The following is a 21,255-nucleotide window of genomic DNA, read 5'->3' as shown; positions in this document are numbered from 1 at the left end:
TACTACTGATCAACTGATCAGTAAATAATTAAGCAAAAGGGAGGAAGCGAGCAATCAGAACTTTCTCCCCTTCTTATATTTAAGAATAAAGGAGGAAGAGTATGAAAAAATTAGCAAGCGTACATTTTTTGTATTTACTTGCCATTGCGGTTGGGACAGGGATTTATGCCTTTGGTTTTGTGGCTTTCAATATGGCAAACCATTTGGCCCAAGGAGGAGTTGCTGGACTTTCCTTGATCAGTTATGCATTATGGCACATTGACCCTTCTTATACGCAGCTGATTGTGAACATCCCCCTTTTAATTTTAGGTTATCGCTTTTTGGGACGTAGAACCTTTATTTACACCATTTGGGGCATCCTTAGTCTCGCTATTTGGATTTGGATTTTGCAGCGGGTGGCTTTCACAGTGAATATTGAGCACGATAATCTAATAGCGGCTCTTTTAGCTGGGGTATTTGCTGGTACTGGTATTGGTATTGTTTTCCGCTTTGGGGGAACCACGGGAGGAACCGATATTTTAGCAAAACTTGTCCAGATAAAAAAGGGAATCCCAGTTGGGCGGATGCTTTTTGTCTTTGATGCTGGGGTGTTAGCCCTCTCTTTAAGTTATATAGACTTAAAACAAATGATGTATACCCTTATCGCTAGCTTTATTGCAATGCAAGTTATTAATCTTATTCAAAATGGCGGCTACACTGTACGCGGTATGCTGATTATTACGAACAAGCATGCTGAAGTAGCAAAAGCAATCATCGAAGAAATTGGGCGCAGTGCAACTTATTTGCATGGTGAGGGTGCCTATACAGGTCAGTCTAAAGAAATCTTGTATGTTGTGTTGAACCCTGGAGAAATTCAAGAAGTAAAAGAAGTCCTAGCGATTGTTGATCCAAATGCCTTTACCTCAATCATCAATGTTCATGAAGTAATTGGCGATTTTTCACCCACACGAGGACGTTATAAAGAACTGAAAAAATAAAGTGCACAGAGGTGCACTTTATTTTATTTTTAAAATTACCAAGAAGAAGACAATTTCAAAAGTTGACTAAATTCTAAATTTGAACTACAATAGTCTTAAAACTCCGTGCCATAAGGCAGGGAGATTTCATTGGACTTTTTGGGGGGATGTTATGAAAAAATTATCAAGAGTGCATTTCTTGCAACTTCTTGCTATTGCTGTGGGGACTGGAATCTATGCCTTTGGCTTTGTCGAATTTAACATGGCCAATCATCTCGCAGAAGGTGGTGTAGCTGGTCTGTCTCTGATTGGCTATGCGTTATTGAAAATAGACCCCTCTTATACCCAATTAATCTTGAACATCCCACTTTTAATTCTTGGCTACCGTTTTCTTGGACGACGAACATTTGTTTATACCATATGGGGCATTGTGAGTCTCTCCATTTGGATGTGGATTTTCCAACGGATTCCAGTAACGGTCAATGTGGGACATGATTATTTGATTGCTGCACTACTTGCCGGAGTTTTTGCAGGGGTAGGGATTGGTTTTGTTTTTCGTTTTGGTGGAACAACGGGAGGTGCAGATATTATCGCAAAACTCCTTCAAATCAAGCATGGCGTAGCTGTTGGGCGAACATTTTTTATTTTTGATGCAGTAGTGATGTTACTTTCCTTAAGTTATATTGATTTACGCCATATGATGTATACTTTGATTGCAAGCTTTGTAGCGGCCCAAGTCATCAATGTAGTGCAAAGTGGTGGGTATACAGTACGTGGCATGCTTATTATTACTAATAAGCATGCTGAGATTGCAAAAGCAATTATTGAAGAAATTGGACGCAGTGCGACTTATCTCCATGGTGAAGGCGCCTATACGGGTCACTCAAAAGAAATTTTGTATGTCGTGCTGAATCCAGGAGAGATTCAGGAAGTTAAACAGATTCTCTCAATTTTGGATCCGAATGCTTTTACCTCAATTATTAATGTTCATGAAGTAATCGGAGATTTTACCTATCCACGTAGCCGCTATAAAATTGATAAAAAAGTGAAAAAATAGCAATTTTGCTATTTTTTTATTTAAAAATAAGTTCAAACCTTTCTTTTTTGACAAAATTTCGTATAATAGATTAAACCAAATGATAAAAAAGAAGGTTTTTGTAATGAAAAGAACATATTTGTTTTTAGTTATCAACCTGGGACTCTGGGTGGAGACGCTGCAGCGCTTAGTCCGCGTTCTAAGCGCGCCAGACACCCCTTTTGATCGAGGATTTAATGGGGCAGTGAGTGATTTGTCCAAATGGTTTGGAATGCAGTGGTTTCAGGTTCGCCACTTTATTTTAAGTTGGCAGAGTTTACTCTTGCTTATCGTTTTCCTTGCCCTTGTCGTGCTGGTCATCAAGCTTTGGCGCTTAACTTTTATTTTCTTAACCGTCGTTTCGGTTTTAACGGCGTTTTGGATTGCTTTTTACGTTTCAAAGGGGCAGTTTGTCCTGACTGATTATTATCCTTTGGTAATCTTAGTCATCAGTTTAGGTAATATCTGGTTATCGGCCAAAGCTTCCAATTTGTAGTAAAGAGATAAAGGAAAGAAGAAAAAATGAGAGACGCTACGGCTATGCAAGAATTCGCCCGAGAAAACCGCTTGGGCCGACATTTACTGCCTATTTTAGGAAAATGGTTATCAAAGAAACATTTTGAGTTGATTGAAGAAGCACTACTGGAGGATGAAGAGGTAAGTCTTAGCTTTCTTGTGCGCTTTGAAACGGCACAAAATCTACTTGATGAAGAGGGAAAAGAACGTACAAAAAAATTGACGTGGCGAACAAGTCAAGGTTATTATGCTTTTGCTTTAACAAACTTGAATCGTCTCCTTTATGCTCACTGGCGCCCTTTTAAAGCGGTCAGTGAGAGTGTCATGTTTGACCGCTTGACCGATGTGAAAATTTCTACTAGTTTCTTAATGGGTTATGTGCGCGTTGGTACTTTGGAAGATGATTTTTACCTTTATTACTTTTCTCCCTCGATAAAGAGAATTGGTAAAATTATGCAAACTGCAGCTATTGAACACAAAATCATGCGTCTTTTAACCTCAAGCGAGGAAGTTGAAGAGGAGAGGTAGCGAGAGAACATAAAAAATAGCTCGACTGAGCTATTTTTTTGGAGAATAATTGAGACTGACCAGCTGGTCAGTAAAACTTAAGCTTATTCATCGTGAAAGACGAGCCCCTTCGATTTCTCCCGTAGATTTGACTCCCTCCACTGAGAAACTGTCCGCATTAATCCCTGTTTTAATATTCTCAAGTTGCTTGATTGTTTTGTCTAACTGAATCAGATTTTGAACGTTATACTCAAAGGTGTAGTTGCTAATTTCTCGTTTGGCCTTTTTCAAATGAATGATGGCTTTTTCAATTTCTTCGGTTGCTTTAGTTGTACGCATAGAGAAAGCCCTTTCTATTATTAGAATTGTTTGAACATTTCTGTCTCTCTTCATTATAACGAAAAGATCTGGAAAATTCCAGATTTTATGCTATTTTATTTGATTCCATTTACAAAATTATCTAAGATAGTGATAATTTCAGCCTGAGATTCTGCTTGATTCACTGCGACTTTGACTTTGGCCGCACGTGGCGCTCCTTTAAGATAGTAAGCAGCATGTTGACGGAATTCTCGACTAGCGAGATTATCTCCTTTGAGTTCAACTAAGCGCGCCAGATGTAATTTAGCAATATCCATTTTTTCTGCCACACTAGGTTCAGCAAGAAGTTCGCCAGTCCGCAGATAATGCTCAGTACGGTGGAGCATCCAAGGATTTCCTAAAGCTGCACGCCCCATCATAACTGCTGCTACACCAGTCTCATCAATCATCCGTTTTGCATCTTCGGGCGTTTTGACATCCCCATTTCCGATGACCGGAATCTTGACAGAATCTGTCAGCCGACTAAGCCAGTGCCAATTTTCCTGAGCGTTACCAGTATAGGCTTGAGCTTTCGTACGGGCGTGCATGGAAACAGCGCTGCCTCCGCCTGCCTCGATGGCTTTTGCATTTTCTACTGCGAAGAGGTGTTCATCATCCCAACCGATACGGATTTTTACTGTCAAAGGTTTAGAAATGGCCTTACTCACTGCGCTCACCACGTCATAAACCTTGTCGGGATTGAGTAAGAGTCGAGAGCCTGCTTCATTTTTGGTTACTTTAGGCACGGGACATCCCATATTGATGTCGATGATGTCCGCAACGGTATTGGCTTCAACAAATTTTGCAGCCTCTACCAAAGTTTCGACTTCACCGCCAAAAATTTGCATAGAAAGTGGATGAGGCACTCCATCAAAGTCCATCATTTCCAAAGTTTTCTTGTTACGATGCTCAATCCCTTTATCAGAAATCATCTCCGTTACGACCAAGCCTGCTCCAAACTCTTTGGCAGTAGTTAAGAAGGCTTTATTGGTGATACCTGCCATTGGGGCGAGTACAATTTTATTTTTAATTTCGATATCGCGGATCTTCCACGGTTCGTTATATCTTTTGTCCATAGTCATAAGGAATATTTTAGCATTTTTTTGTAATTTAACAAGGTTTTTAGCATTGAAAAATTACTGACCACGCTGTCAGGAGTATGACCAGATAAAAAACCAGCACTAATCAGTCGTACTGGTTTTTTCTACAAGATAATGGAGTTCAACGAACTGACCGTAAGTCGTTGTTTCTACTAATTTTAAGTGTTGAGAATAAGACCCCTCAGGGAAAAGAGGAATCCCCTTTCCAAGAAGCACGGGGGCAACTGTAACTTGCAGTTCATCAACCCAGTCCTGCTCTAGAAAATACTTGATGAGCTGTCCGCCTCCAACGACCCAAATTTTTTGATCTGTAGCCTTAAAACTAGAAAGTAGCGCATGCAACTCTGTCAGTTTGATGAAACTAATCTCAGCAGTATTTTCAAAAGTGTGTTGACTTACGACGTAGGTCTGCTTCCCTTTATAGGCCCATTGCTCAGGCTGTTCGCGCTTTAACCATTCATAAGTCCGTCTTCCCATGATGATACTATTGACCCCTTCATAAAAGTGCCCATAACCATTATCTCCTTCACCCTGAACATCAAAGAGCCACTGCAACTCGTCGTCAGTCGTCGCAATATAACCATCTAGAGTAGTTGCAATAAAGAGTCCTACACGCATAGCAAACCTTTCCTTACAGAACATCCTGAATTACTGACAGCTTAGTCAGTAACTTACTTTATTCGGAAATAAGTGCTTGGAGTTCTGCTTCAGTGAAAGTATACTTTTCTTCACAAAATTGGCAAACCACTTCAGCACCGTGATCCTCAGCAATCATTTCTTCAATGGGTTGTCGACCTAGCGACTTAATCCCTTCAAGAAAACGCGTCTTACTACAATCACACTCAAAACTTAAAGGCGTTTCTTCAAGGGAGAGGTAAGGCATCTCACCGTAGATATTGGCTAACATGGTTTCAAGAGGATTATCACTTTCTAACATGGTAGAGATAGCCGGCATGGTTTTGATGTTACGTTCAATTTCACTGATCTCATCGTCAGTAGCATCAGGAAGGGCCTGTAACATGAAGCCTCCCGCAATTTTAACTGTGTCAGCATCCTCATCCAGTAGGACATTAACTCCAACAGAAGAAGGCGTTTGTTCAGAACTTAAGAAGTACCATGCTAAATCTTCGCCGATTTCACCGGTAATCAAGTCGACTTGTCCGCTGTAAGGATGTTTTAGTCCCATGTCCTTGACCACAACGAGAAAACCATTCCCGACAAAGGGGGCGACTAAAACCTCACCAGTTGAAGCTCGCTTGTAGTCTAACTCCCGATTTTTGACATAACCTTTAACGTGACCTTTACTGTCAGCGACAGCAATAATTGCGCCCATTGCTCCATCACCAAGTATTTTAAGGGTAATCTTAGCGTCTCCTTTTTCGTTAGCCCCTAAAATCTGTGCAGCAATGAGTGTGCGCCCAAGCGCCACCGTAGAAGTTGGCCAAGTCTGATGACGTCTTTGCGCCTCGCGCACTGTTTCAGTCGAATCTAAAACAAAAGCACGGAAATGACCGTTTTTTGATATTGATTTGATAATTTTATCCATAATTTCATTATAGCATATCTATAGAAATAGAGGGTTGAGCACTAGCTGTTTTTCTATCCATAAATTCAGCATTTCCGAACATTACTTTGAAGTGATTAGAAAAATAACAGAAATTGCTAGTCAATCACTAGGCTTTTTTGATAAAATAAAAAATAGTGCGATAGGAGCTTTCGGAAAAAATAAAATAAATTTTCTAGAAATGCCAGCCAAGCGAACTTGGAGCGTGCAAAATATTTTAATAAAAATGGATAGTCAAAACTATCCAAAAGGAGAATATTATGCCATCAGTAGTAGTTGTCGGAACGCAATGGGGAGACGAAGGGAAAGGTAAAATTACCGATTTCCTAAGCTCAAATGCAGAAGTTATTGCCCGTTATCAAGGGGGAGACAATGCAGGTCATACCATCGTCATCGACGGCAAAAAGTTCAAACTTCACCTCATTCCATCAGGAATTTTCTTCCCTGAAAAGATTTCCGTTATTGGGAATGGTGTCGTTGTTAACCCAAAATCACTGATTGAAGAAATCGCTTATCTCGCTGAAAATGGTGTTTCTGCAGAGAGTTTACGTATTTCAGACCGTGCCCATGTCATTTTACCTTACCATAAAAAATTAGACTTCCTTCAAGAAGAATCTAAAGGGGATAAAAAAATTGGAACCACGATCAAAGGGATTGGTCCTGCTTACATGGATAAAGCAGCGCGTGTGGGGATTCGTATAGCTGATTTATTGGATAAAGAAATCTTTGAGGAACGTTTACGTACAAACCTTGAAGTCAAAAACCGTGAATTTGTAAAAATGTATGATTCAGAACCCCTTGATTTTGATGAAATCTTTGAAGAATACTATGAATATGGTCAACAACTTAAAAAATACGTGACAGATACTTCAGTTATCTTGAATGATGCCCTTGATGCTGGAAAACGTGTCCTTTTTGAAGGGGCACAAGGGGTAATGCTTGATATTGACCAAGGAACTTATCCATTTGTAACTTCATCAAATCCAGTAGCTGGTGGGGTAACAATTGGCTCTGGCGTGGGTCCATCAAAAATTTCAAAAGTTGTTGGTGTTTGCAAAGCCTATACTTCACGTGTGGGTGATGGTCCATTCCCAACAGAACTTTTTGATGAAGTGGGACATCAAATTCGTGAAGTAGGACATGAATATGGAACAACAACGGGACGTCCACGTCGTGTTGGTTGGTTTGACTCAGTCGTAATGCGTCATGCAAAACGTGTTTCTGGTTTAACAAATCTTAGCTTGAACTCAATTGACGTTCTCTCAGGACTTGAAACTGTAAAAATTTGTGTGGCTTATGAGCGCAGTAATGGTGAATACATCACTCATTATCCTGCCTCTCTCAAAGAATTAGCAGATTGCAAACCAATCTATGAAGAAATGCCAGGATGGTCCGAAGATATTACTTCATGCCGGACTTTAGAAGAGTTGCCAGAAGCTGCTCGTAATTATGTTCGTCGTGTCAGTGAGTTAGTTGGGGTACGTATTTCTACGTTCTCAGTAGGACCTGGACGTGAGCAAACAAATGTGCTTGAATCTGTATGGGGCGTTTAATAAAAAAACCAGAGTTATTTAACTCTGGTTTTTTTATTATCAAATGAAAGAGAGAGTTGTGAGAGCCACTCAATCTTCATCGTTTCACGTTGAATCGCAAAATCTAAAACTAGATAATGCCCACTTTTTTGAGCAGTATCGTCATCACCAAAAATAATCGCTTTTCTTTGAAGCAGATAATTCAATTTTTTTTGATGAACTTCTCTTTCATCAGAAACTAGTTTTCGCATATTTTCTTCATTATCAGTATCCATAAAATAGAGTCGTAACATAAACTCATCTTTTTGAATCGGATAGCGATCGACGGCATGGGTTAGCCAAGTATTGAAAAGTTCCTCTCCGTAAGCTGTGATGCGGTAAGTTTTCTTTTCTAATTTTTCACCAACAATTTCTACATCATAAGTTACGGCTTTGTCATTTAGTAAGACCTTTAGTGAAGGATAAATTTGTCCTGTGTTCGCTTGCCAGAACTCCCCTACCTCACTTTCAAATTTTTTCTTTAAGTCGTAACCACTCATAGGTTCTGTCCTTAATAGGCCTAAGATAATGTAAGAGAGTTTATCTTTATTACGCATTGGAATCTCCTTTATTACAATGATACACAAAAAAATAAGGAATGTAAATTTAGAAAACCCTAGAGTTCTGACTTCTTGCCTTATGATTTTTTTCGTATAAAAAAGGCAGCGAGCATGGTCGCTGCACATTTCAGAGGAAGTTGAAATTATTTATTCATCATCTTGTAGTTAGCATCATAGTATTTACCAGCGCGGATATCGTCCGTCATTTCTTTATAAGGTGCTTGGGCAACAACTTCATCATTATCTTTACCTGCTTCACCAATGTAGGTAATTTTAGCAAATTCAGGTACGAGATATTTAGGGTAAGTTTCGTATTTTTCACGTGATTCATGCATCAAGTCGATAAAATCATTTTGGAAACATACGGTAATTTCTGGATGTTCATGAACCCATTTAGGGAAGAAAATCATTCCGTGCATTTTTTCATCATTAGGCAAAAAGTCTAAGGCAACATCGGTCCCTGTAGGTTCGGTCCATGTAATTTTGTAGATACCTTCTGTCAACATTACCAAAGAAACTTCTTGGTTTTTAACCCAACGACCAGCTACCATTCCGCCATGGATACGATAATCAATAGTGTGTTCATTTTTGACATAAAGTTCATATTCCCACCCGTTATCGTAAGTATAGATAAAGTGTGTACCAACAAAGTCTTCTAATGTGCTAAATTTTTTCATAGTGTCCTTCTTTCTAAAAGTAGTTAAATTAAACATGTTTTAAATACATGTTTTAAAAACATATTTAGTATAACGCCATTTTCATTCTTTGTCAAGTCTTTTTTCAAAAAAAATTAGCAATGTTTACAAAAAGGAGCACGGCAGTGTTTTTGATAAGAAAGAGGTGGGAAAACTTCCAATTTCATCATTAATGATGAAGAGGTGACGAGAGGAAAAGCGACTTAAATTTGACAAATTTTTGGAAAGTGATAAAATTAGAATAATCATGCAAGAAGAGTAAGCGATATGCGAAGTTTTAGGGAGTTGTGGTCACCGACTGAAAGCCACAATACGGGGCTATGGTTGAAGTTCACCTTGCAAAGCAGAGAGACCTCCGCTGTAACTCTTGAAAGTGGAGACTCCCAAGCTTTAGTAAAACGTTAAATAATGTAATTAAGTGATAAAATAGGATGGTACCGCGGTTTTCGCTCCTTTGGAGTGAGGACGCGGTATTTTTTTGCTAAAAAGCTCACTCTATTCGCGCATGTTGTATCATAGCGTCATACAAATGGCCTGTTTTATAGCGACAATTTCTTAAATGGAAGGATAATAATGAACTTACAAGAAAAAATCGAAGACCTTCGTAAGCGGACAATGTCTGATTTACGTGCTGTTGCAGATGAAAAAACGCTCAATAATCTGAGAACAGTCATGTTGGGAAAAAAAGGGGAATTGACTGAAATCCTAAAAGGGATGAAAGACTTGACCAATGAAGAACGTCCAGTTATTGGTGCACTTGCTAATGCTTTTCGTGATGAATTTGGGGTAAAGTTTGAAGCGAAGAAGGTGGAGATTGAAGAAGCCCTTATGAATGCGGCTTTGGAATCAGAAACATTGGATGTTACTTTGCCTGGGGATGTTCAGAAAAAAGGAAGTCGCCATATTTTAACTCAAACGCAAGAAGAGATCGAAGAAATTTTCCTTGGAATGGGTTACGAAATCGTTGATGGCTATGAAGTAGAAACTGACCATTATAATTTTGAGCGCATGAATTTGCCAAAAGATCACCCAGCTCGTGATATGCAAGATACCTTCTATATCACTAATGAAGTGTTGCTCCGTACACATACTTCACCTATGCAAGCTCGGACAATGGATGCTCATGATTTTTCTAAAGGTGGTTTACGTATGATTGCTCCTGGTCGTGTTTACCGTCGTGATACCGATGATGCCACTCACAGCCACCAATTCCATCAAATTGAAGGTTTGGTTGTAGATAAAAATATCACAATGGCAGACCTTAAAGGAACGCTTGATTTGGTTATGAAAAAAATGTTTGGCCAAGACCGTGAATTACGCTGGCGTCCAAGTTATTTCCCATTTACTGAACCTTCTGTTGAGGTGGATATTTCTTGTTTCAAATGTGGTGGAAAAGGCTGTAACGTCTGCAAACATACCGGCTGGATTGAAATTCTTGGTGCAGGCATGGTCCATCCCAATGTGCTTGAAATGTCTGGTTTAGATGCTTCTGTTTATTCTGGTTTTGCTTTCGGATTGGGACAAGAACGTATTGCGATGCTTCGCTATGGAATCAATGATATTCGTGGATTCTATCAAGGCGACGTACGATTCTTAGAGCAATTTGGAAAATAAAACTTGTTAAAAGCTGTGAATAGAAAGTTGAAATAAAATGTTAGTATCATATAAATGGTTAAAAGAGTTGGTGCCTGAACTTACAGCGTCATCAGCAGAATTGGAACAAAAGATGTCAACTTCAGGGATTGAGGTTGAAGGTGTGACCAGTCCAATGGAAGGCTTGTCAAAACTTGTTGTGGGGGAAATTTTATCAAGTGAAGATATTCCTGAGACACACTTACACATCACGCAAGTCAATGTCGGGGCTGATGAACCTTTGCAAATCGTTTGTGGTGCCCCAAATGTTCGTGTGGGCATGAAAGCAATTGTGGCACTGGTTGGTGCTCGAATTGCTGATAATTATAAAATCAAAAAAGGTAAGATCCGCGGGGTGGAATCACTTGGAATGCTCTGTGCGCTTGATGAAATTGGGATTGATGAAAAAATTAATCCAATGAAACATGAAGAGGGTATTTTTGAAATGCCAGCGGATGCTAAAGTCGGCGACAGTATTTTTCCTTATCTTGATATGGATGATGAAATCATTGAATTATCAATTACACCAAACCGTGCGGATGCTTTGTCAATGCACGGGGCAGCCTGGGAAGTTGGTGCTATTTACGGTTTGCCCGTTAAGTTGGAAGAGAAATCACTGACAGAGTCGTCAGTAAATGCGGCGGACAAAGTATCAGTGAAAGTTGATACTGATAAGGTTCCTACATACAAAATTCGCTTAATCAAAGGGGTCAAAATCGCCAAATCGCCGCAATGGTTGCAAAACCGCTTGATGAACGCTGGCGTTAAACCAATTAATAACGTGGTAGATGTGACGAATTATGTTTTGATGGCTTTTGGTCAACCTTTGCATAGTTTTGATTTTGATCAATTTGGTTCAGACGAAATTGTCGTTCGTCAAGCCAAAACGGATGAAAAAATCACGACTTTAGATCATATTGAACGTGAACTTACGCCAGAAGATATTGTGATTACTGCTAATGGGACACCTGTCGCCCTTGGTGGTGTGATGGGTGGCGCTGATAGTGAGATTACTGATGAAACTACCACGGTAGCCCTCGAATCCGCTTTGTTTGATGGAACTTCAATTCGTAAAACGTCCCAAAAATTTGCTTTGCGTTCTGAGGCCTCAAGTCGTTTTGAAAAAGGGGTTAACCAAGGGACAGTACGTGAAGCCCTTGATTTTGCAGCTGCTATGATTGTTGAATTGGCTGGTGGTGAAGTTTTGTCTGGAGTAGTGGAATCAAATGATTATCAACCTGCTTTGCCAAAAGTTTCTATTACTTTAAGTCGAGTAAATGGCGCTTTAGGGACAGATTTGTCACTGGAAACTGTGGAAAAAATCTTCGTCCAATTGGGCTTTGGTGTACAAGTAGATGGGGAAAACTTTATTTGTGAAATTCCATCGCGTCGTTGGGATATTTCAATCGAGGCAGACTTAGTAGAAGAAGTGGCGCGGATTTATGGTTATGACAATTTACCAAGTACGCTTCCTGTATCACAAAATGCTGGTGAATTGACAGCTATGCAAAAATTCCGTCGAAAAGTGCGTAGTGAACTTGAAGCTGCGGGTCTTGATGAAGTCATTGGCTATTCTTTAGTTACACCAGAAAAAGCCACAGAGTTTGTCGGAGAGCTGGAAACAACAACGCTTATGATGCCAATGACAGAAGACCGTCAGACCTTGCGTGCAACGATGATTCCAGGACTTTTGGACATTGTCAATTATAATCAAAATCGTAAAAATGCAGATGTAGCGCTCTATGAAATTGGCAATATTTTCTGGCCTAATCCAGAGGACATCCGTCCCCTTGAAATTCCACATCTTGCCTTTGCGCTCTCAGGTCATCTTGTGGATAAGACTTACCGGTCGAAAGCTGTTCCTGTGGATTTCTATGCCACAAAAGGAATTGTGGAAAACCTTTTAGCAGCGTATGAAGAAGTGAAATTTATCCCCTCTGCAAATCAACCAGGTATGCACCCAGGGCGCACAGCAATGGTTGAAATCAACGGTCGTCAAGCCGGATTTGTTGGACAGATTCATCCTGCAACAGCTAAAAAATACGACATTGCGCCAACCTATGTAGCTACACTTAACTTACAAGTGATGCAAGAAGAAATGCCTGCTCAAACGGTCTTTCACGATATTCCAAAAGTTCAAGCGGTAGAACGAGATATTGCTTTATTGATTGATGCTACTATCAGTCATGCAGAAGTTGTTTCAGTTATTGAATCTAGTAAAGTGAAGACGCTCCAAAAAGTAGAACTTTTTGATATTTATCAAGGGGAAAAACTTCCGGAGGGCAAGAAATCAATGGCTTACCGTTTGACTTTCCAACCTGTGGAAAATTCGATGACAGACGAACAAATTGCCTCAGCTGTGAATAAGATTACCAAAAATTTGGTTAACCAACTCGCTGCAGAAATCCGTTAAGTTACTGACAGACTGGTCAGTAAAAAAATGAGAAACCACCACTAGAATTAACAAGTGGTGGTTTTTGAATGTTTTTGAGTGAAAATGTTCGTTCATTTTTAGAAAAAAGGGAGAGAAATATAATGAAAATCAGCTTACAAACTGTGATTACGCTTACGTAAATATATCTTAATGACTTATAATTAAAAATTACTTTACATTTGTAATCTTTTAGAAATAAAAAAGTGCTTGCCTTGTGTTAGAATAGATGAGGTATGAAGAATTTAATTTCTAGAAAAATAAAACAAATTGGAATGCTTATGGGAGTATCACTGATGGCCCTGTCAGCACTACCTGTCAGTTCACTGAATCTTATGGGAGCTAAAAAGGTGGGTGCGGAAACGTCGCAATCAGAAGTTAACCAAAAAATTGAGAACTTCCAGGCTCAGCTAAATGACGAATTGACGAAAGTGAATGCTGTCTATGCTAAAGCGCAAGCTGCACAAGAAAAAGTTAATCAATCGAAAGCAAAAATTAGCGGCTTAGAGTCCGATATTGCTCAAACCGAAACGGATGTGGCTCATTTGAAAGAGAATGTCGCCCATCAAATGCGCGCCATGCAGTCTAGTGGCGGAGTTGGGGTATCCGTTGTAGATGTCGTTGCTTCCTCTAAGGATCTTTCAGATATGGTAATGCGCCTTTCGAACTTAAATGCGGTCATGTCTGCGGAGGCAAAACAAGCGAAGACATTAGCTGAAAAAGAGTCTTCGTTAAAAACGATGAAGACGAGCCTTGAGCGTTCACAAACAAAACTGGTGGAGAATCAAGCCAATTATCAAACTCAAGTTGAAAGCTTGCAAGGAGATATCGCTGGCTTAAAAGAAAAAATTAATACAAATCAAAAACTTTTAAGCGAGATGAAAGCGAAAGCGGCTGCCGAGCAAAAAGCGCATGATGAGGCATTAGCCAAGTCTGTTGCTCAAGCTAAGGCCCAAGCTAAAGCAGAAAAAGCAGCGCAAGCTAAGAAAGCTGCTGAAGCTAAAACAGCTGCTACAAGTGCTAAGACAGAAGTGACGGTACCCTCTTCAAGCTCAAGTACTTCTGAAAGTTCGACTACACAGAGTTCCACTGCAACCCAAGAGACAAGGGATGACACGACGAAACCTGACACGCAAACCCCTGTTACCCCTTCAACTGGTGGTAAAACGATAAGTGTGGAAGCGACGGCCTATGCCTTAAATGGAACTACAGCTATGGGAATAGATTTGAGCCAAAACCCAATGTGTATTGCTGTGGATCCAAGTGTTATACCGCTAGGTTCAATGGTTGAGGTGCCGGGCTATGGCATCGCAATTGCTGGTGATACTGGAGGTGCAATTGTCGGAAATATCATCGATGTGCATTTTCCAACAAACGCGCAAGCTGTTGCTTGGGGACGTCAACAGTTGCAAGTAACGATTTTGAATTAAAGAGAAAAAATGATAAAAGGCTTACAGTTAAGCCTTTTTTTGGTATAATGAGAACATGATAAAAAAAGGACGTATTGTTAAATCTTTAGCGGGATTTTACTATGTAGAGAGTGCGGGTCATATTTACCAGACCCGGGCGCGTGGAAATTTTCGCAAAAAAGGAACAAAACCTGTTGTGGGGGATTTTGTGGATTTCACAGCAGAGGAAAATTCGGAAGGGTACGTATTGGAAGTCCATGCACGTCGCAATAGTTTAACTCGGCCCTCTATTGCTAATATTGACCAAGCTGTGGTGATTATGTCCACCCTTAGCCCGAACTTTAGCTTAAACCTGCTGGACCGATTTTTAGTGTTTCTTGAACATAAAAGGATTAAACCCCTGATTTATGTCTCAAAAATGGATTTGTTGGCAGATGATGAAAAAGGGAAAAAGGAACTGACGGCTCCGTCAGCTTCTGATAGCAACTTTGACCGACGGGCTGATTATATAACATTTCGGTCAGACTATCAGCAAATCGGTTATGAGATTTTTTTTGATGCGGATGAGTTGGTCAGTCACTTAGCAGGAAAAGCCACTGTATTTATGGGGCAAACAGGTGCTGGAAAAACAACATTGCTCAATAAAATTGCTCCAGAAATGCATCTTGAGACGGGTGAGACCTCTGATAAATTAGGACGTGGAAGGCATACCACACGCCATGTTGAATTTTTCGAAGTTGCTGGAGGATTGATTGCCGATACGCCAGGTTTTTCAAGTTTGGACTATGAGGTGGATAATCAACCCGATCTCAATGCGGCTTTTCCTGAACTGTTGAAGATCAGTCATGGCTGCAAATTTCGGGAATGCACGCATACCCATGAGCCGGATTGTGCGGTAAAAGAAGCGCTAGCCCAAGGTGAAATCCTTCCAAGTCGCTATCAAAATTACTTACAACTCCTTAATGAAATTAATAATACGAGGGAAACTTATGCAAAAAAAAGGAAAAAGCAAAGCTAAAGATAATATTTGGCTGAAACAAGCAGGCTTTTTTATCGTTGTTTTGGCTTGGATTTTAGCTATATTTTTTAAAAACGAACTGTCACGACCGATGATGATTACGGTTTTTATTTTGTTAGTGGTCGCAACTATTTTTGTCCTTTTTTGGCTGAATCGCGCCTTTTTTGGACTGACCGCTTCGTCAGCAACTGATGAAAGCTCTAAAGAGAAAGGGCAAGAGGATCACCAATGAAAAAACGCTTTAAAAGAGAGGCTGGCCTTGCGGTAGCAGTAGCTCTTGTTTGCCAGCTTCTCGCAATGTTTGCTTTTTCAAGTAAAACAGCAGATTTTTGGCTTAATTTAATTACTGTGCTCGCTTTAGCCTTGGCAATTGTCTTTGGTGTACGTTCCGCCACGGTGGTCGAACATCAACGTGAAGGTGAAGCGTGGAAAAATATTATCGAAGAAGAACTTCATGAAGAAAAATCAACAGAAAAATGAGCTAAGTAAAGAGCAAGCTTTGTTTTCAGAACAAAAAATACGAAATTTTAACCGCAAGTTGCATACCTCTATTGCGGCAAGTCTGCTTGCTGGCGTTTTTGGCTTTTGTGCGCTTGCATTTCGCACTCAGATTCCGTTGATATTACGGGGAGTGTTCCTTCTTTTAGTTATTTTTTTGCTCGGGCTTGCCCTCTATTTGTTGCTTAGTACAAGAAAGAATTTTTTTAAAGATTGATTTTAGAAAGGATATAAAATGAAAGATAAAATAGCCCCTTCAATCTTGTCCGCCGATTTTGGAAAATTTACTGCGGAGGTGAAACGCCTTGAAGCTGCTGGTGCGGATATGGTTCACATTGATGTGATGGATGGACATTTTGTAGATAATTTAACTTTTGGCGCTGGTGTTGTGGCTGCTTTACGTCCGGCTAGCAAGCTCTTTTTTGACGTCCATATGATGGTGGAAAAACCAGAAAATTACGTCAGTGAATTTGCCAAAGCAGGGGCGGATAGCATGAGCATTCATGCAGAAGCCACACCTCATATTCATGGGGCACTTCAAAAAATCAAACAGGCGGGTATGAAAGCCTCTGTTGTGATTAACCCTGGCACCTCTGTTGAAGCTATCACACCTGTTTTAGCAATGGTAGATATGGTGCTTGTTATGACAGTCAATCCCGGTTTTGGTGGGCAAGCTTTTCTTCCCGAAATGATGGATAAAGTTCGCGAACTTGCTCAGATTCGGCGTGATAAAAAGCTTAGTTTTGAAATTGAAGTCGATGGTGGAATTGATCCACGCACGATTCAACTTGCCAAAGCCGCAGGTGCCAATGTTTTTGTTGCAGGATCATTTATTTTTAAAGGGGATGTGGAAGAAAATATTGCAGCCTTAAAGGAACATCTCGCACTATCAGCACCCCATAATTACTGACAGCTTGGTCAGTAAAATTTTATCTTAGAAACAAGGAAGTACAAGAAATAAAATGGAAATCGTCATTATCATTTTGCTGATTGTCCTGATTTTACTTTCTTTAGCCAATTTTTTTAAAAAGGCTGATCATAGCAAAATCAATAATCAACTGACTTATCTGAGTCAAAACTTATCAGATTTGCGGGGAGATTTGAGTCAACAACTTGGCCAAAATCGCCAAGAACTCTCCACAAGTTTGCGCTCTGTCAATACAGACTTATCTTTATTAACAGAAAACTTAAATACAAAATTTGACCAACAATTTAAAGATTTACAAAACTCGAATGAGCAAAAATTGGAAAAAATATCTGTAAGTTTGGTAGAATCTACTGACAGAACGGTCAGCACGCTTTCACAGCTGACAGAATCTATTACTCAAAAGTTTGATTTCAAATTCAAAGATTTACAAGAATCCAATGATAAAAAGCTCTCACAAATTCAAGAAACGGTTGATGAGAAACTACAAGAAACGCTCAATCGTCGGATTTCACAAAGTTTTGAACAGGTCACAATGCATTTGAAAAATGTAGAAGAAGGCCTAGGGGAGATGCGTAATTTGGCGAGTGATGTGGACAGTCTCCAAAAAGTCATGACTGGTGTCAAAACACGCGGGATTGTCGGAGAAATCCAGCTCGGACGAATTTTGGAACAAATCTTTACAAGCAGTCAATATCGCGAGCAAGTCAATATCGCTGGTAATAATGCCGTTGACTACGCTGTCGTTTTGCCAGGTAAAGTAGAAGGTTCTGAATTGCTACTCCCCATCGACTCGAAATTCCCAATGGAAGATTATCAACGCTTACAAAGTGCATTAGAAACCAATAATGCTGTTGAAATAGAACGTTCTCGTAAAGCACTATTTAATGCGGTCAAGGCTCAAGCTAAGTCAATCAGTGAGAAATACGTTGTCCCTCCTAAAACAACTGATTTCGCGATTATGTTCTTACCAACGGAAGGCCTGTTCATGGAAGTCGTCAACAATCCAGAACTCTATGAACAAATCAGTCGCGATTACAAAGTGAACGTTACAGGACCAACGACAATGACAGCCGTCTTAAACAGTCTCCAAATGGGCTTTAAAACTTTGCAAATCGAACAAAAATCTTCTGAAGTATACGAGCTCCTTGGTGCAGTCAAAACGGAGTTTGGTAAATTTGAAACATCACTTAAAAAGGTACACGAACGTTTACAACAGTCCGAAAAAGAAATTAATACCCTGATTACGACACGCACCAATGTGATGAATCGAAAACTTCGCGCCGTAGATCGGATTGATGAAGGAAGTAGCAGTAAACTTTTGGAGCTTGATGACTAAGCTTGCTGATATAAAGTAAAAATTAACACTTGTTTTTAATTACACCTAGAACGCACGCACTTTTAAACTAAACCTAAGCCGGGCTTTACTAGCTCTGCTTATTTATAGTTAGGCTTTCACCTCTAGGATTCAAACCATAAAGGAGAAAAGATGGTTCTCATTAAAAATTTAGAAATTGGCGATTTTTTTGAAGGCTTTTATTTAATTAAGTCTGTTGAACTGCGTCAAACGCGTGCAGGGAAAGATTACCTTGCGTTAAGTTTCCAAGATCGTAGTGGCACAATTAACGGAAATATTTGGGATGCCAATCCTAAAGCAGTGGAGCAATTTCGTGCAGGACGGGTGGTGCATATGAGAGCACTAAAAGAACTTTATAATGGCATGCCACAAGTCAATAAAATTCAGCTGCGAATAGCTAATGATAATGAACCCAATAATCCACGGGATTATCGTGAAAGCTCACCTGCTCAAGAAAAAGATTTGCGTGAGTATGTTCAATCGATTGTTTTTAAAATTGAGAATGCCACTTTAAATCGGATCGTTCGAGCGATTTTGAAGAAATTTGATAAAGAATTTTATGAATTTCCCGCTGCAAAAACAAATCACCACGCTTTTGAAGGAGGACTTGCCTACCATACAACGACCATGCTCCATCTTGCCGAAAAGGTTTGTGAAGTTTACCCACAACTCGATGAGAGTTTAATGTTTGCGGGTGTTCTACTTCATGATATGGCTAAATGTTTAGAATTTACCGGAAGCGAAAATACGAGTTATACCCTGCGCGGGAACTTGCTTGGCCATATTGTCTTGATTGACGAAGAAGTCAGTAAAGTAGCCTTGGAGCTTGGCTTTGATGATGATAATGAAGAGCTTTTGATGCTCCGTCACTGTTTGCTTAGCCACCACGGAGAACTGGAATATGGTAGTCCCGTTCGCCCACAGATTATGGAAGCGGAAATGATCCACCAAATTGATGTGATGGATGCGAATATGATGATGATGACTACTGCTACAGCCACACTTGAGCCAGGACAATTTAGTCAGCGTGTCTGGGCACTCTCCAACCGTAATTTCTATAAACCAAGAAATGATTAAACCGTATGCGTACGGTTTTTTTAATATAACTCACCAAGACTGCTGCTTTTAAAGACTGCCATCTCTCAATAAAAATGTTAAAATAAGATGAAAAAGATTCAATGAAGGAGCTTATGATGCAATACACTTTAAAAAATAACCAAGTGACTGTTCAAGTAGACACATTCGGTGCTGAGATGCATTCTATTGAACATGAGGGAATGGAATACTTGTGGCAAGCAGATCCTAAATTTTGGGGACGTCATGCCCCAGTTTTATTTCCTATTGTTGGTAAATTAAAAAATGGGAGTTATCGTTACGCTGATAAAACCTATCAAATGTCAGGTCATGGTTTTGCACGTGACAATGAATTTGAATTAATTCGGGCTACACAAGATGAGCTAGTCTTTGAACTGCATGAAAATGAAGATAGTCTAAATCATTACCCCTTCCATTTCAATTTCCGCGTTTCTTATAAACTCTCAGCTAATAAAATTCGAGTTCGCTACGATGTGAAAAATGAAGATGAAAAATTTATGAGTTTTGGTGTGGGTGCTCATCCAGCTTTTAATGTTCCCCTCAAAAATGGGAAATTTGAAGATTATCAACTCACCATCAAACCTGATGGGGCACGCACTTTTATTCCTTTAGATGTACCTACGGGAACAATCAAAGTGGATGAGCGCAAAGAAGTTACGGTCAGTACCTTGCCCTTGACTCGCGCCCTTTTCGAGCAAGATGCACTCGTCTATAGCTCATCTGATGAAATGAGCGTTTCGCTTACGAACTCGATTGATGATCACGGGGTTACAGTATCTTGGAAAGACATGCCTTATTTTGGATTATGGTCCCCTTATCCAAGCGAAGCTCCTTTTGTTTGTATTGAACCATGGTGCGGGATTGCCGATGATCAAAATACTGATGGAGACCTCATTACAAAATTTGGAATCAATGAATTAGCACCAGACGGTAAATTTTCTTGTGAGTATACCATTGAAATAAAATAACTAAAAGTCTCGTATTTCTACGAGATTTTTTATTTGAAAAAGTGATAAAATGAAGAAGAAAGTTCAGCTCTCTTTTAAAAGGGAAGACTGATAGACTGTGAACGGCTATGTTAACGATTTTTTTAAATGCATTCAGCATTTTACTTATCTTATTGCTCGCGCTTTTACTGAAAAAATTAGGTTTATTAGCTCAAAAAGATGGTGCCCTCGTTTCAAAATTGGTTGTATATCTGACGCTGCCAGCTACGATTCTTATTGGGGTCAACCATACGAAGCTTTCCTCCACCTTTTTGGTGTTGATGTGCTTAGGAATTTGCACCAATCTTTTTCTAGTTTTTCTGGGAAAAATTTTGGGCCGAAAACAAGATCCCGTAGCGCAAGGACTCTACATGTTTGACCTATCAGGATACAACATTGGGAATTTTTCAATTCCTTTTGTTAGTAGCTTTTTTCCAGCAGCTATTCCTTATTTAGCAATGTTTGATATGGGGAATTCTTTCATGGTTACGGGAACAACTCAGGCAATCGTCGAGCGCTCTTTGTGGAAAAAGAAGCAAAGAGGGTTGGGGGGAGCGCTTTTTAATACTTTGCTTAAAAACCCTCCTTTTGTTGTCTACCTCCTCATGTTTGGACTTGCCATTTTGGGATGGAGTATTCCGGAACAATGGCTTATTCCTCTACGTCCACTCAGCAATGCCAATACGCTCCTTTCTGTTTTTACGATAGGTTTGTTTATGGAGTTTAGGCTTCCGCAGGGACAACTTAAATTAATTTTGAGCATACTGTGGTGGCGCTATTTATTAGCAATAATACTGGCGATTTTCTTCTATTTTTTGGTTCCTTTTCCAGCACTTATCAAAGAGGTACTTTTGTTGATTTTCTTTTGCCCCATGTCATTTTTGCACATGATTCAGGCAGTTGAGTTAGGAAATGATCGGGCTGTCGCAGGTTTAGTAATTAGTTTATCAATGTTTGTATCTTTAGTTTTGATGAGTCTTGTAGTAATTATTTTATGAGGTTA

At 39.7% G+C, this 21,255-nt stretch carries 23 protein-coding genes; 17 read left to right on the top strand and 6 right to left on the bottom strand.

Features of this window, described 5'->3' with window-relative positions:
- The first annotated feature begins 101 nt into the window (after nt 1-101).
- The 4 genes from JW886_RS09220 to JW886_RS09205 all read left to right on the top strand — a co-directional run bounded on the left by JW886_RS09220 (nt 102) and on the right by JW886_RS09205 (nt 3,075).
- Complete coding sequence (locus JW886_RS09220; protein ID WP_075525876.1) at nt 102-977, top strand: YitT family protein; 876 nt, start codon at nt 102-104, stop codon at nt 975-977.
- A 151-nt stretch (nt 978-1,128) separates the two neighbouring features.
- Nucleotides 1,129-2,013 (top strand): YitT family protein, encoded by an 885-nt coding sequence (locus JW886_RS09215; RefSeq protein WP_075525875.1) that lies wholly within the window; start codon nt 1,129-1,131, stop codon nt 2,011-2,013.
- Between the two features lie 103 nt (nt 2,014-2,116).
- Nucleotides 2,117-2,527, top strand: a complete 411-nt coding sequence (locus JW886_RS09210; RefSeq protein WP_200407504.1) for a hypothetical protein — start codon at nt 2,117-2,119, stop codon at nt 2,525-2,527.
- A gap of 26 nt (nt 2,528-2,553) precedes the next feature.
- Complete coding sequence (locus tag JW886_RS09205) at nt 2,554-3,075, top strand: hypothetical protein (protein WP_205871925.1); 522 nt, start codon at nt 2,554-2,556, stop codon at nt 3,073-3,075.
- Nucleotides 3,076-3,162: 87 nt separating this feature from the next.
- Here the strand turns inward: JW886_RS09205 and JW886_RS09200 are convergent, their stop codons facing one another.
- From JW886_RS09200 to hslO, 4 genes are all read right to left on the bottom strand, one after another.
- Nucleotides 3,163-3,393, bottom strand: a complete 231-nt coding sequence (locus JW886_RS09200; RefSeq protein ID WP_004254795.1) for a hypothetical protein — start codon at nt 3,391-3,393, stop codon at nt 3,163-3,165.
- 95 nt (nt 3,394-3,488) lie between these two features.
- Nucleotides 3,489-4,493 carry a tRNA dihydrouridine synthase DusB gene (dusB, locus tag JW886_RS09195; RefSeq protein WP_205871924.1) on the bottom strand — a complete coding sequence of 335 codons (1,005 nt, stop codon included), beginning with the start codon at nt 4,491-4,493 and terminating at the stop codon, nt 3,489-3,491.
- A 99-nt stretch (nt 4,494-4,592) separates the two neighbouring features.
- Nucleotides 4,593-5,129, bottom strand: a complete 537-nt coding sequence (locus JW886_RS09190) for a dihydrofolate reductase family protein (RefSeq protein WP_205871923.1) — start codon at nt 5,127-5,129, stop codon at nt 4,593-4,595.
- Between the two features lie 58 nt (nt 5,130-5,187).
- Complete coding sequence (hslO, locus tag JW886_RS09185) at nt 5,188-6,057, bottom strand: Hsp33 family molecular chaperone HslO (protein ID WP_075525870.1); 870 nt, start codon at nt 6,055-6,057, stop codon at nt 5,188-5,190.
- Nucleotides 6,058-6,335: 278 nt separating this feature from the next.
- On the opposite strand from hslO, the gene JW886_RS09180 reads away from it, so the two are divergent.
- Complete coding sequence (locus tag JW886_RS09180) at nt 6,336-7,628, top strand: adenylosuccinate synthase (RefSeq protein WP_205871922.1); 1,293 nt, start codon at nt 6,336-6,338, stop codon at nt 7,626-7,628.
- Between the two features lie 14 nt (nt 7,629-7,642).
- Here the strand turns inward: JW886_RS09180 and JW886_RS09175 are convergent, their stop codons facing one another.
- Nucleotides 7,643-8,203 (bottom strand): PadR family transcriptional regulator, encoded by a 561-nt coding sequence (locus JW886_RS09175; RefSeq protein WP_205871921.1) that lies wholly within the window; start codon nt 8,201-8,203, stop codon nt 7,643-7,645.
- A gap of 146 nt (nt 8,204-8,349) precedes the next feature.
- Nucleotides 8,350-8,883 carry a phenolic acid decarboxylase gene (locus tag JW886_RS09170; protein ID WP_075525867.1) on the bottom strand — a complete coding sequence of 178 codons (534 nt, stop codon included), beginning with the start codon at nt 8,881-8,883 and terminating at the stop codon, nt 8,350-8,352.
- Between the two features lie 591 nt (nt 8,884-9,474).
- Here JW886_RS09170 and pheS point away from each other — a divergent pair.
- From pheS to JW886_RS09110, 12 genes are all read left to right on the top strand, one after another.
- Nucleotides 9,475-10,515: a phenylalanine--tRNA ligase subunit alpha gene (gene pheS / locus JW886_RS09165; RefSeq protein ID WP_075525866.1), complete on the top strand. Its 1,041-nt coding sequence runs from the start codon at nt 9,475-9,477 to the stop codon at nt 10,513-10,515.
- A gap of 37 nt (nt 10,516-10,552) precedes the next feature.
- On the top strand, nt 10,553-12,946 hold the full coding sequence (gene pheT / locus JW886_RS09160; RefSeq protein WP_205871920.1) for a phenylalanine--tRNA ligase subunit beta: 2,394 nt from the start codon (nt 10,553-10,555) through the stop codon (nt 12,944-12,946).
- 254 nt (nt 12,947-13,200) lie between these two features.
- Nucleotides 13,201-14,394 carry a 3D domain-containing protein gene (locus tag JW886_RS09155; RefSeq protein WP_205871919.1) on the top strand — a complete coding sequence of 398 codons (1,194 nt, stop codon included), beginning with the start codon at nt 13,201-13,203 and terminating at the stop codon, nt 14,392-14,394.
- 55 nt (nt 14,395-14,449) lie between these two features.
- Complete coding sequence (rsgA, locus tag JW886_RS09150; RefSeq protein WP_205871918.1) at nt 14,450-15,391, top strand: ribosome small subunit-dependent GTPase A; 942 nt, start codon at nt 14,450-14,452, stop codon at nt 15,389-15,391.
- Nucleotides 15,363-15,623: a hypothetical protein gene (locus JW886_RS09145; protein ID WP_075525862.1), complete on the top strand. Its 261-nt coding sequence runs from the start codon at nt 15,363-15,365 to the stop codon at nt 15,621-15,623. The genes rsgA and JW886_RS09145 overlap by 29 nt, the downstream gene beginning before the upstream one ends.
- Entirely contained in the window at nt 15,620-15,871 is a 252-nt protein-coding gene (locus JW886_RS09140; RefSeq protein WP_200407496.1) for a hypothetical protein, read from the top strand. The genes JW886_RS09145 and JW886_RS09140 overlap by 4 nt, the downstream gene beginning before the upstream one ends.
- Nucleotides 15,846-16,106 (top strand): hypothetical protein, encoded by a 261-nt coding sequence (locus JW886_RS09135; protein WP_205871917.1) that lies wholly within the window; start codon nt 15,846-15,848, stop codon nt 16,104-16,106. The genes JW886_RS09140 and JW886_RS09135 overlap by 26 nt, the downstream gene beginning before the upstream one ends.
- 18 nt (nt 16,107-16,124) lie before the next feature.
- Nucleotides 16,125-16,799, top strand: coding sequence for a ribulose-phosphate 3-epimerase (gene rpe / locus JW886_RS09130; RefSeq protein WP_205871916.1), 675 nt, complete (start codon nt 16,125-16,127; stop codon nt 16,797-16,799).
- A gap of 52 nt (nt 16,800-16,851) precedes the next feature.
- Complete coding sequence (locus JW886_RS09125) at nt 16,852-18,153, top strand: DNA recombination protein RmuC (RefSeq protein ID WP_205871915.1); 1,302 nt, start codon at nt 16,852-16,854, stop codon at nt 18,151-18,153.
- Between the two features lie 150 nt (nt 18,154-18,303).
- A complete protein-coding gene (locus JW886_RS09120; protein WP_075525857.1) occupies nt 18,304-19,248 on the top strand; it encodes a 3'-5' exoribonuclease YhaM family protein in 945 nt (314 codons plus the stop codon).
- A gap of 116 nt (nt 19,249-19,364) precedes the next feature.
- The gene (locus tag JW886_RS09115; RefSeq protein WP_075525856.1) at nt 19,365-20,234 is read left to right on the top strand and encodes an aldose 1-epimerase family protein; all 870 of its coding nucleotides are present in this window, start codon (nt 19,365-19,367) and stop codon (nt 20,232-20,234) included.
- A gap of 107 nt (nt 20,235-20,341) precedes the next feature.
- On the top strand, nt 20,342-21,250 hold the full coding sequence (locus JW886_RS09110; RefSeq protein ID WP_205871914.1) for an AEC family transporter: 909 nt from the start codon (nt 20,342-20,344) through the stop codon (nt 21,248-21,250).
- The last annotated feature ends 5 nt before the right edge of the window (nt 21,251-21,255 follow it).

The organism is Lactococcus taiwanensis, from assembly GCF_017068355.1.
In the GTDB taxonomy this organism is placed as follows: Bacteria; Bacillota; Bacilli; order Lactobacillales; family Streptococcaceae; genus Lactococcus; species Lactococcus taiwanensis.
This window is presented reverse-complemented; position numbering and strand designations above follow the sequence as displayed.

Coding starts and splice junctions, on each gene's coding strand:
- JW886_RS09220 (WP_075525876.1), top strand. CDS start 102: ATGAAAAAATTAGCAAGCGTACATTTTTTGTATTTACTTGCCATTGCG.
- JW886_RS09215 (WP_075525875.1), top strand. CDS start 1,129: ATGAAAAAATTATCAAGAGTGCATTTCTTGCAACTTCTTGCTATTGCT.
- rpe (WP_205871916.1), top strand. CDS start 16,125: ATGAAAGATAAAATAGCCCCTTCAATCTTGTCCGCCGATTTTGGAAAA.
- JW886_RS09190 (WP_205871923.1), bottom strand. CDS start 5,129: ATGCGTGTAGGACTCTTTATTGCAACTACTCTAGATGGTTATATTGCG.
- JW886_RS09205 (WP_205871925.1), top strand. CDS start 2,554: ATGAGAGACGCTACGGCTATGCAAGAATTCGCCCGAGAAAACCGCTTG.
- pheT (WP_205871920.1), top strand. CDS start 10,553: ATGTTAGTATCATATAAATGGTTAAAAGAGTTGGTGCCTGAACTTACA.
- JW886_RS09180 (WP_205871922.1), top strand. CDS start 6,336: ATGCCATCAGTAGTAGTTGTCGGAACGCAATGGGGAGACGAAGGGAAA.
- JW886_RS09110 (WP_205871914.1), top strand. CDS start 20,342: ATGTTAACGATTTTTTTAAATGCATTCAGCATTTTACTTATCTTATTG.
- JW886_RS09135 (WP_205871917.1), top strand. CDS start 15,846: ATGAAGAAAAATCAACAGAAAAATGAGCTAAGTAAAGAGCAAGCTTTG.
- JW886_RS09155 (WP_205871919.1), top strand. CDS start 13,201: ATGAAGAATTTAATTTCTAGAAAAATAAAACAAATTGGAATGCTTATG.
- JW886_RS09120 (WP_075525857.1), top strand. CDS start 18,304: ATGGTTCTCATTAAAAATTTAGAAATTGGCGATTTTTTTGAAGGCTTT.
- JW886_RS09175 (WP_205871921.1), bottom strand. CDS start 8,203: ATGCGTAATAAAGATAAACTCTCTTACATTATCTTAGGCCTATTAAGG.
- JW886_RS09210 (WP_200407504.1), top strand. CDS start 2,117: ATGAAAAGAACATATTTGTTTTTAGTTATCAACCTGGGACTCTGGGTG.
- JW886_RS09125 (WP_205871915.1), top strand. CDS start 16,852: ATGGAAATCGTCATTATCATTTTGCTGATTGTCCTGATTTTACTTTCT.
- JW886_RS09140 (WP_200407496.1), top strand. CDS start 15,620: ATGAAAAAACGCTTTAAAAGAGAGGCTGGCCTTGCGGTAGCAGTAGCT.
- JW886_RS09200 (WP_004254795.1), bottom strand. CDS start 3,393: ATGCGTACAACTAAAGCAACCGAAGAAATTGAAAAAGCCATCATTCAT.
- JW886_RS09115 (WP_075525856.1), top strand. CDS start 19,365: ATGCAATACACTTTAAAAAATAACCAAGTGACTGTTCAAGTAGACACA.
- JW886_RS09170 (WP_075525867.1), bottom strand. CDS start 8,883: ATGAAAAAATTTAGCACATTAGAAGACTTTGTTGGTACACACTTTATC.
- JW886_RS09145 (WP_075525862.1), top strand. CDS start 15,363: ATGCAAAAAAAAGGAAAAAGCAAAGCTAAAGATAATATTTGGCTGAAA.
- rsgA (WP_205871918.1), top strand. CDS start 14,450: ATGATAAAAAAAGGACGTATTGTTAAATCTTTAGCGGGATTTTACTAT.
- hslO (WP_075525870.1), bottom strand. CDS start 6,057: ATGGATAAAATTATCAAATCAATATCAAAAAACGGTCATTTCCGTGCT.
- pheS (WP_075525866.1), top strand. CDS start 9,475: ATGAACTTACAAGAAAAAATCGAAGACCTTCGTAAGCGGACAATGTCT.
- dusB (WP_205871924.1), bottom strand. CDS start 4,493: ATGACTATGGACAAAAGATATAACGAACCGTGGAAGATCCGCGATATC.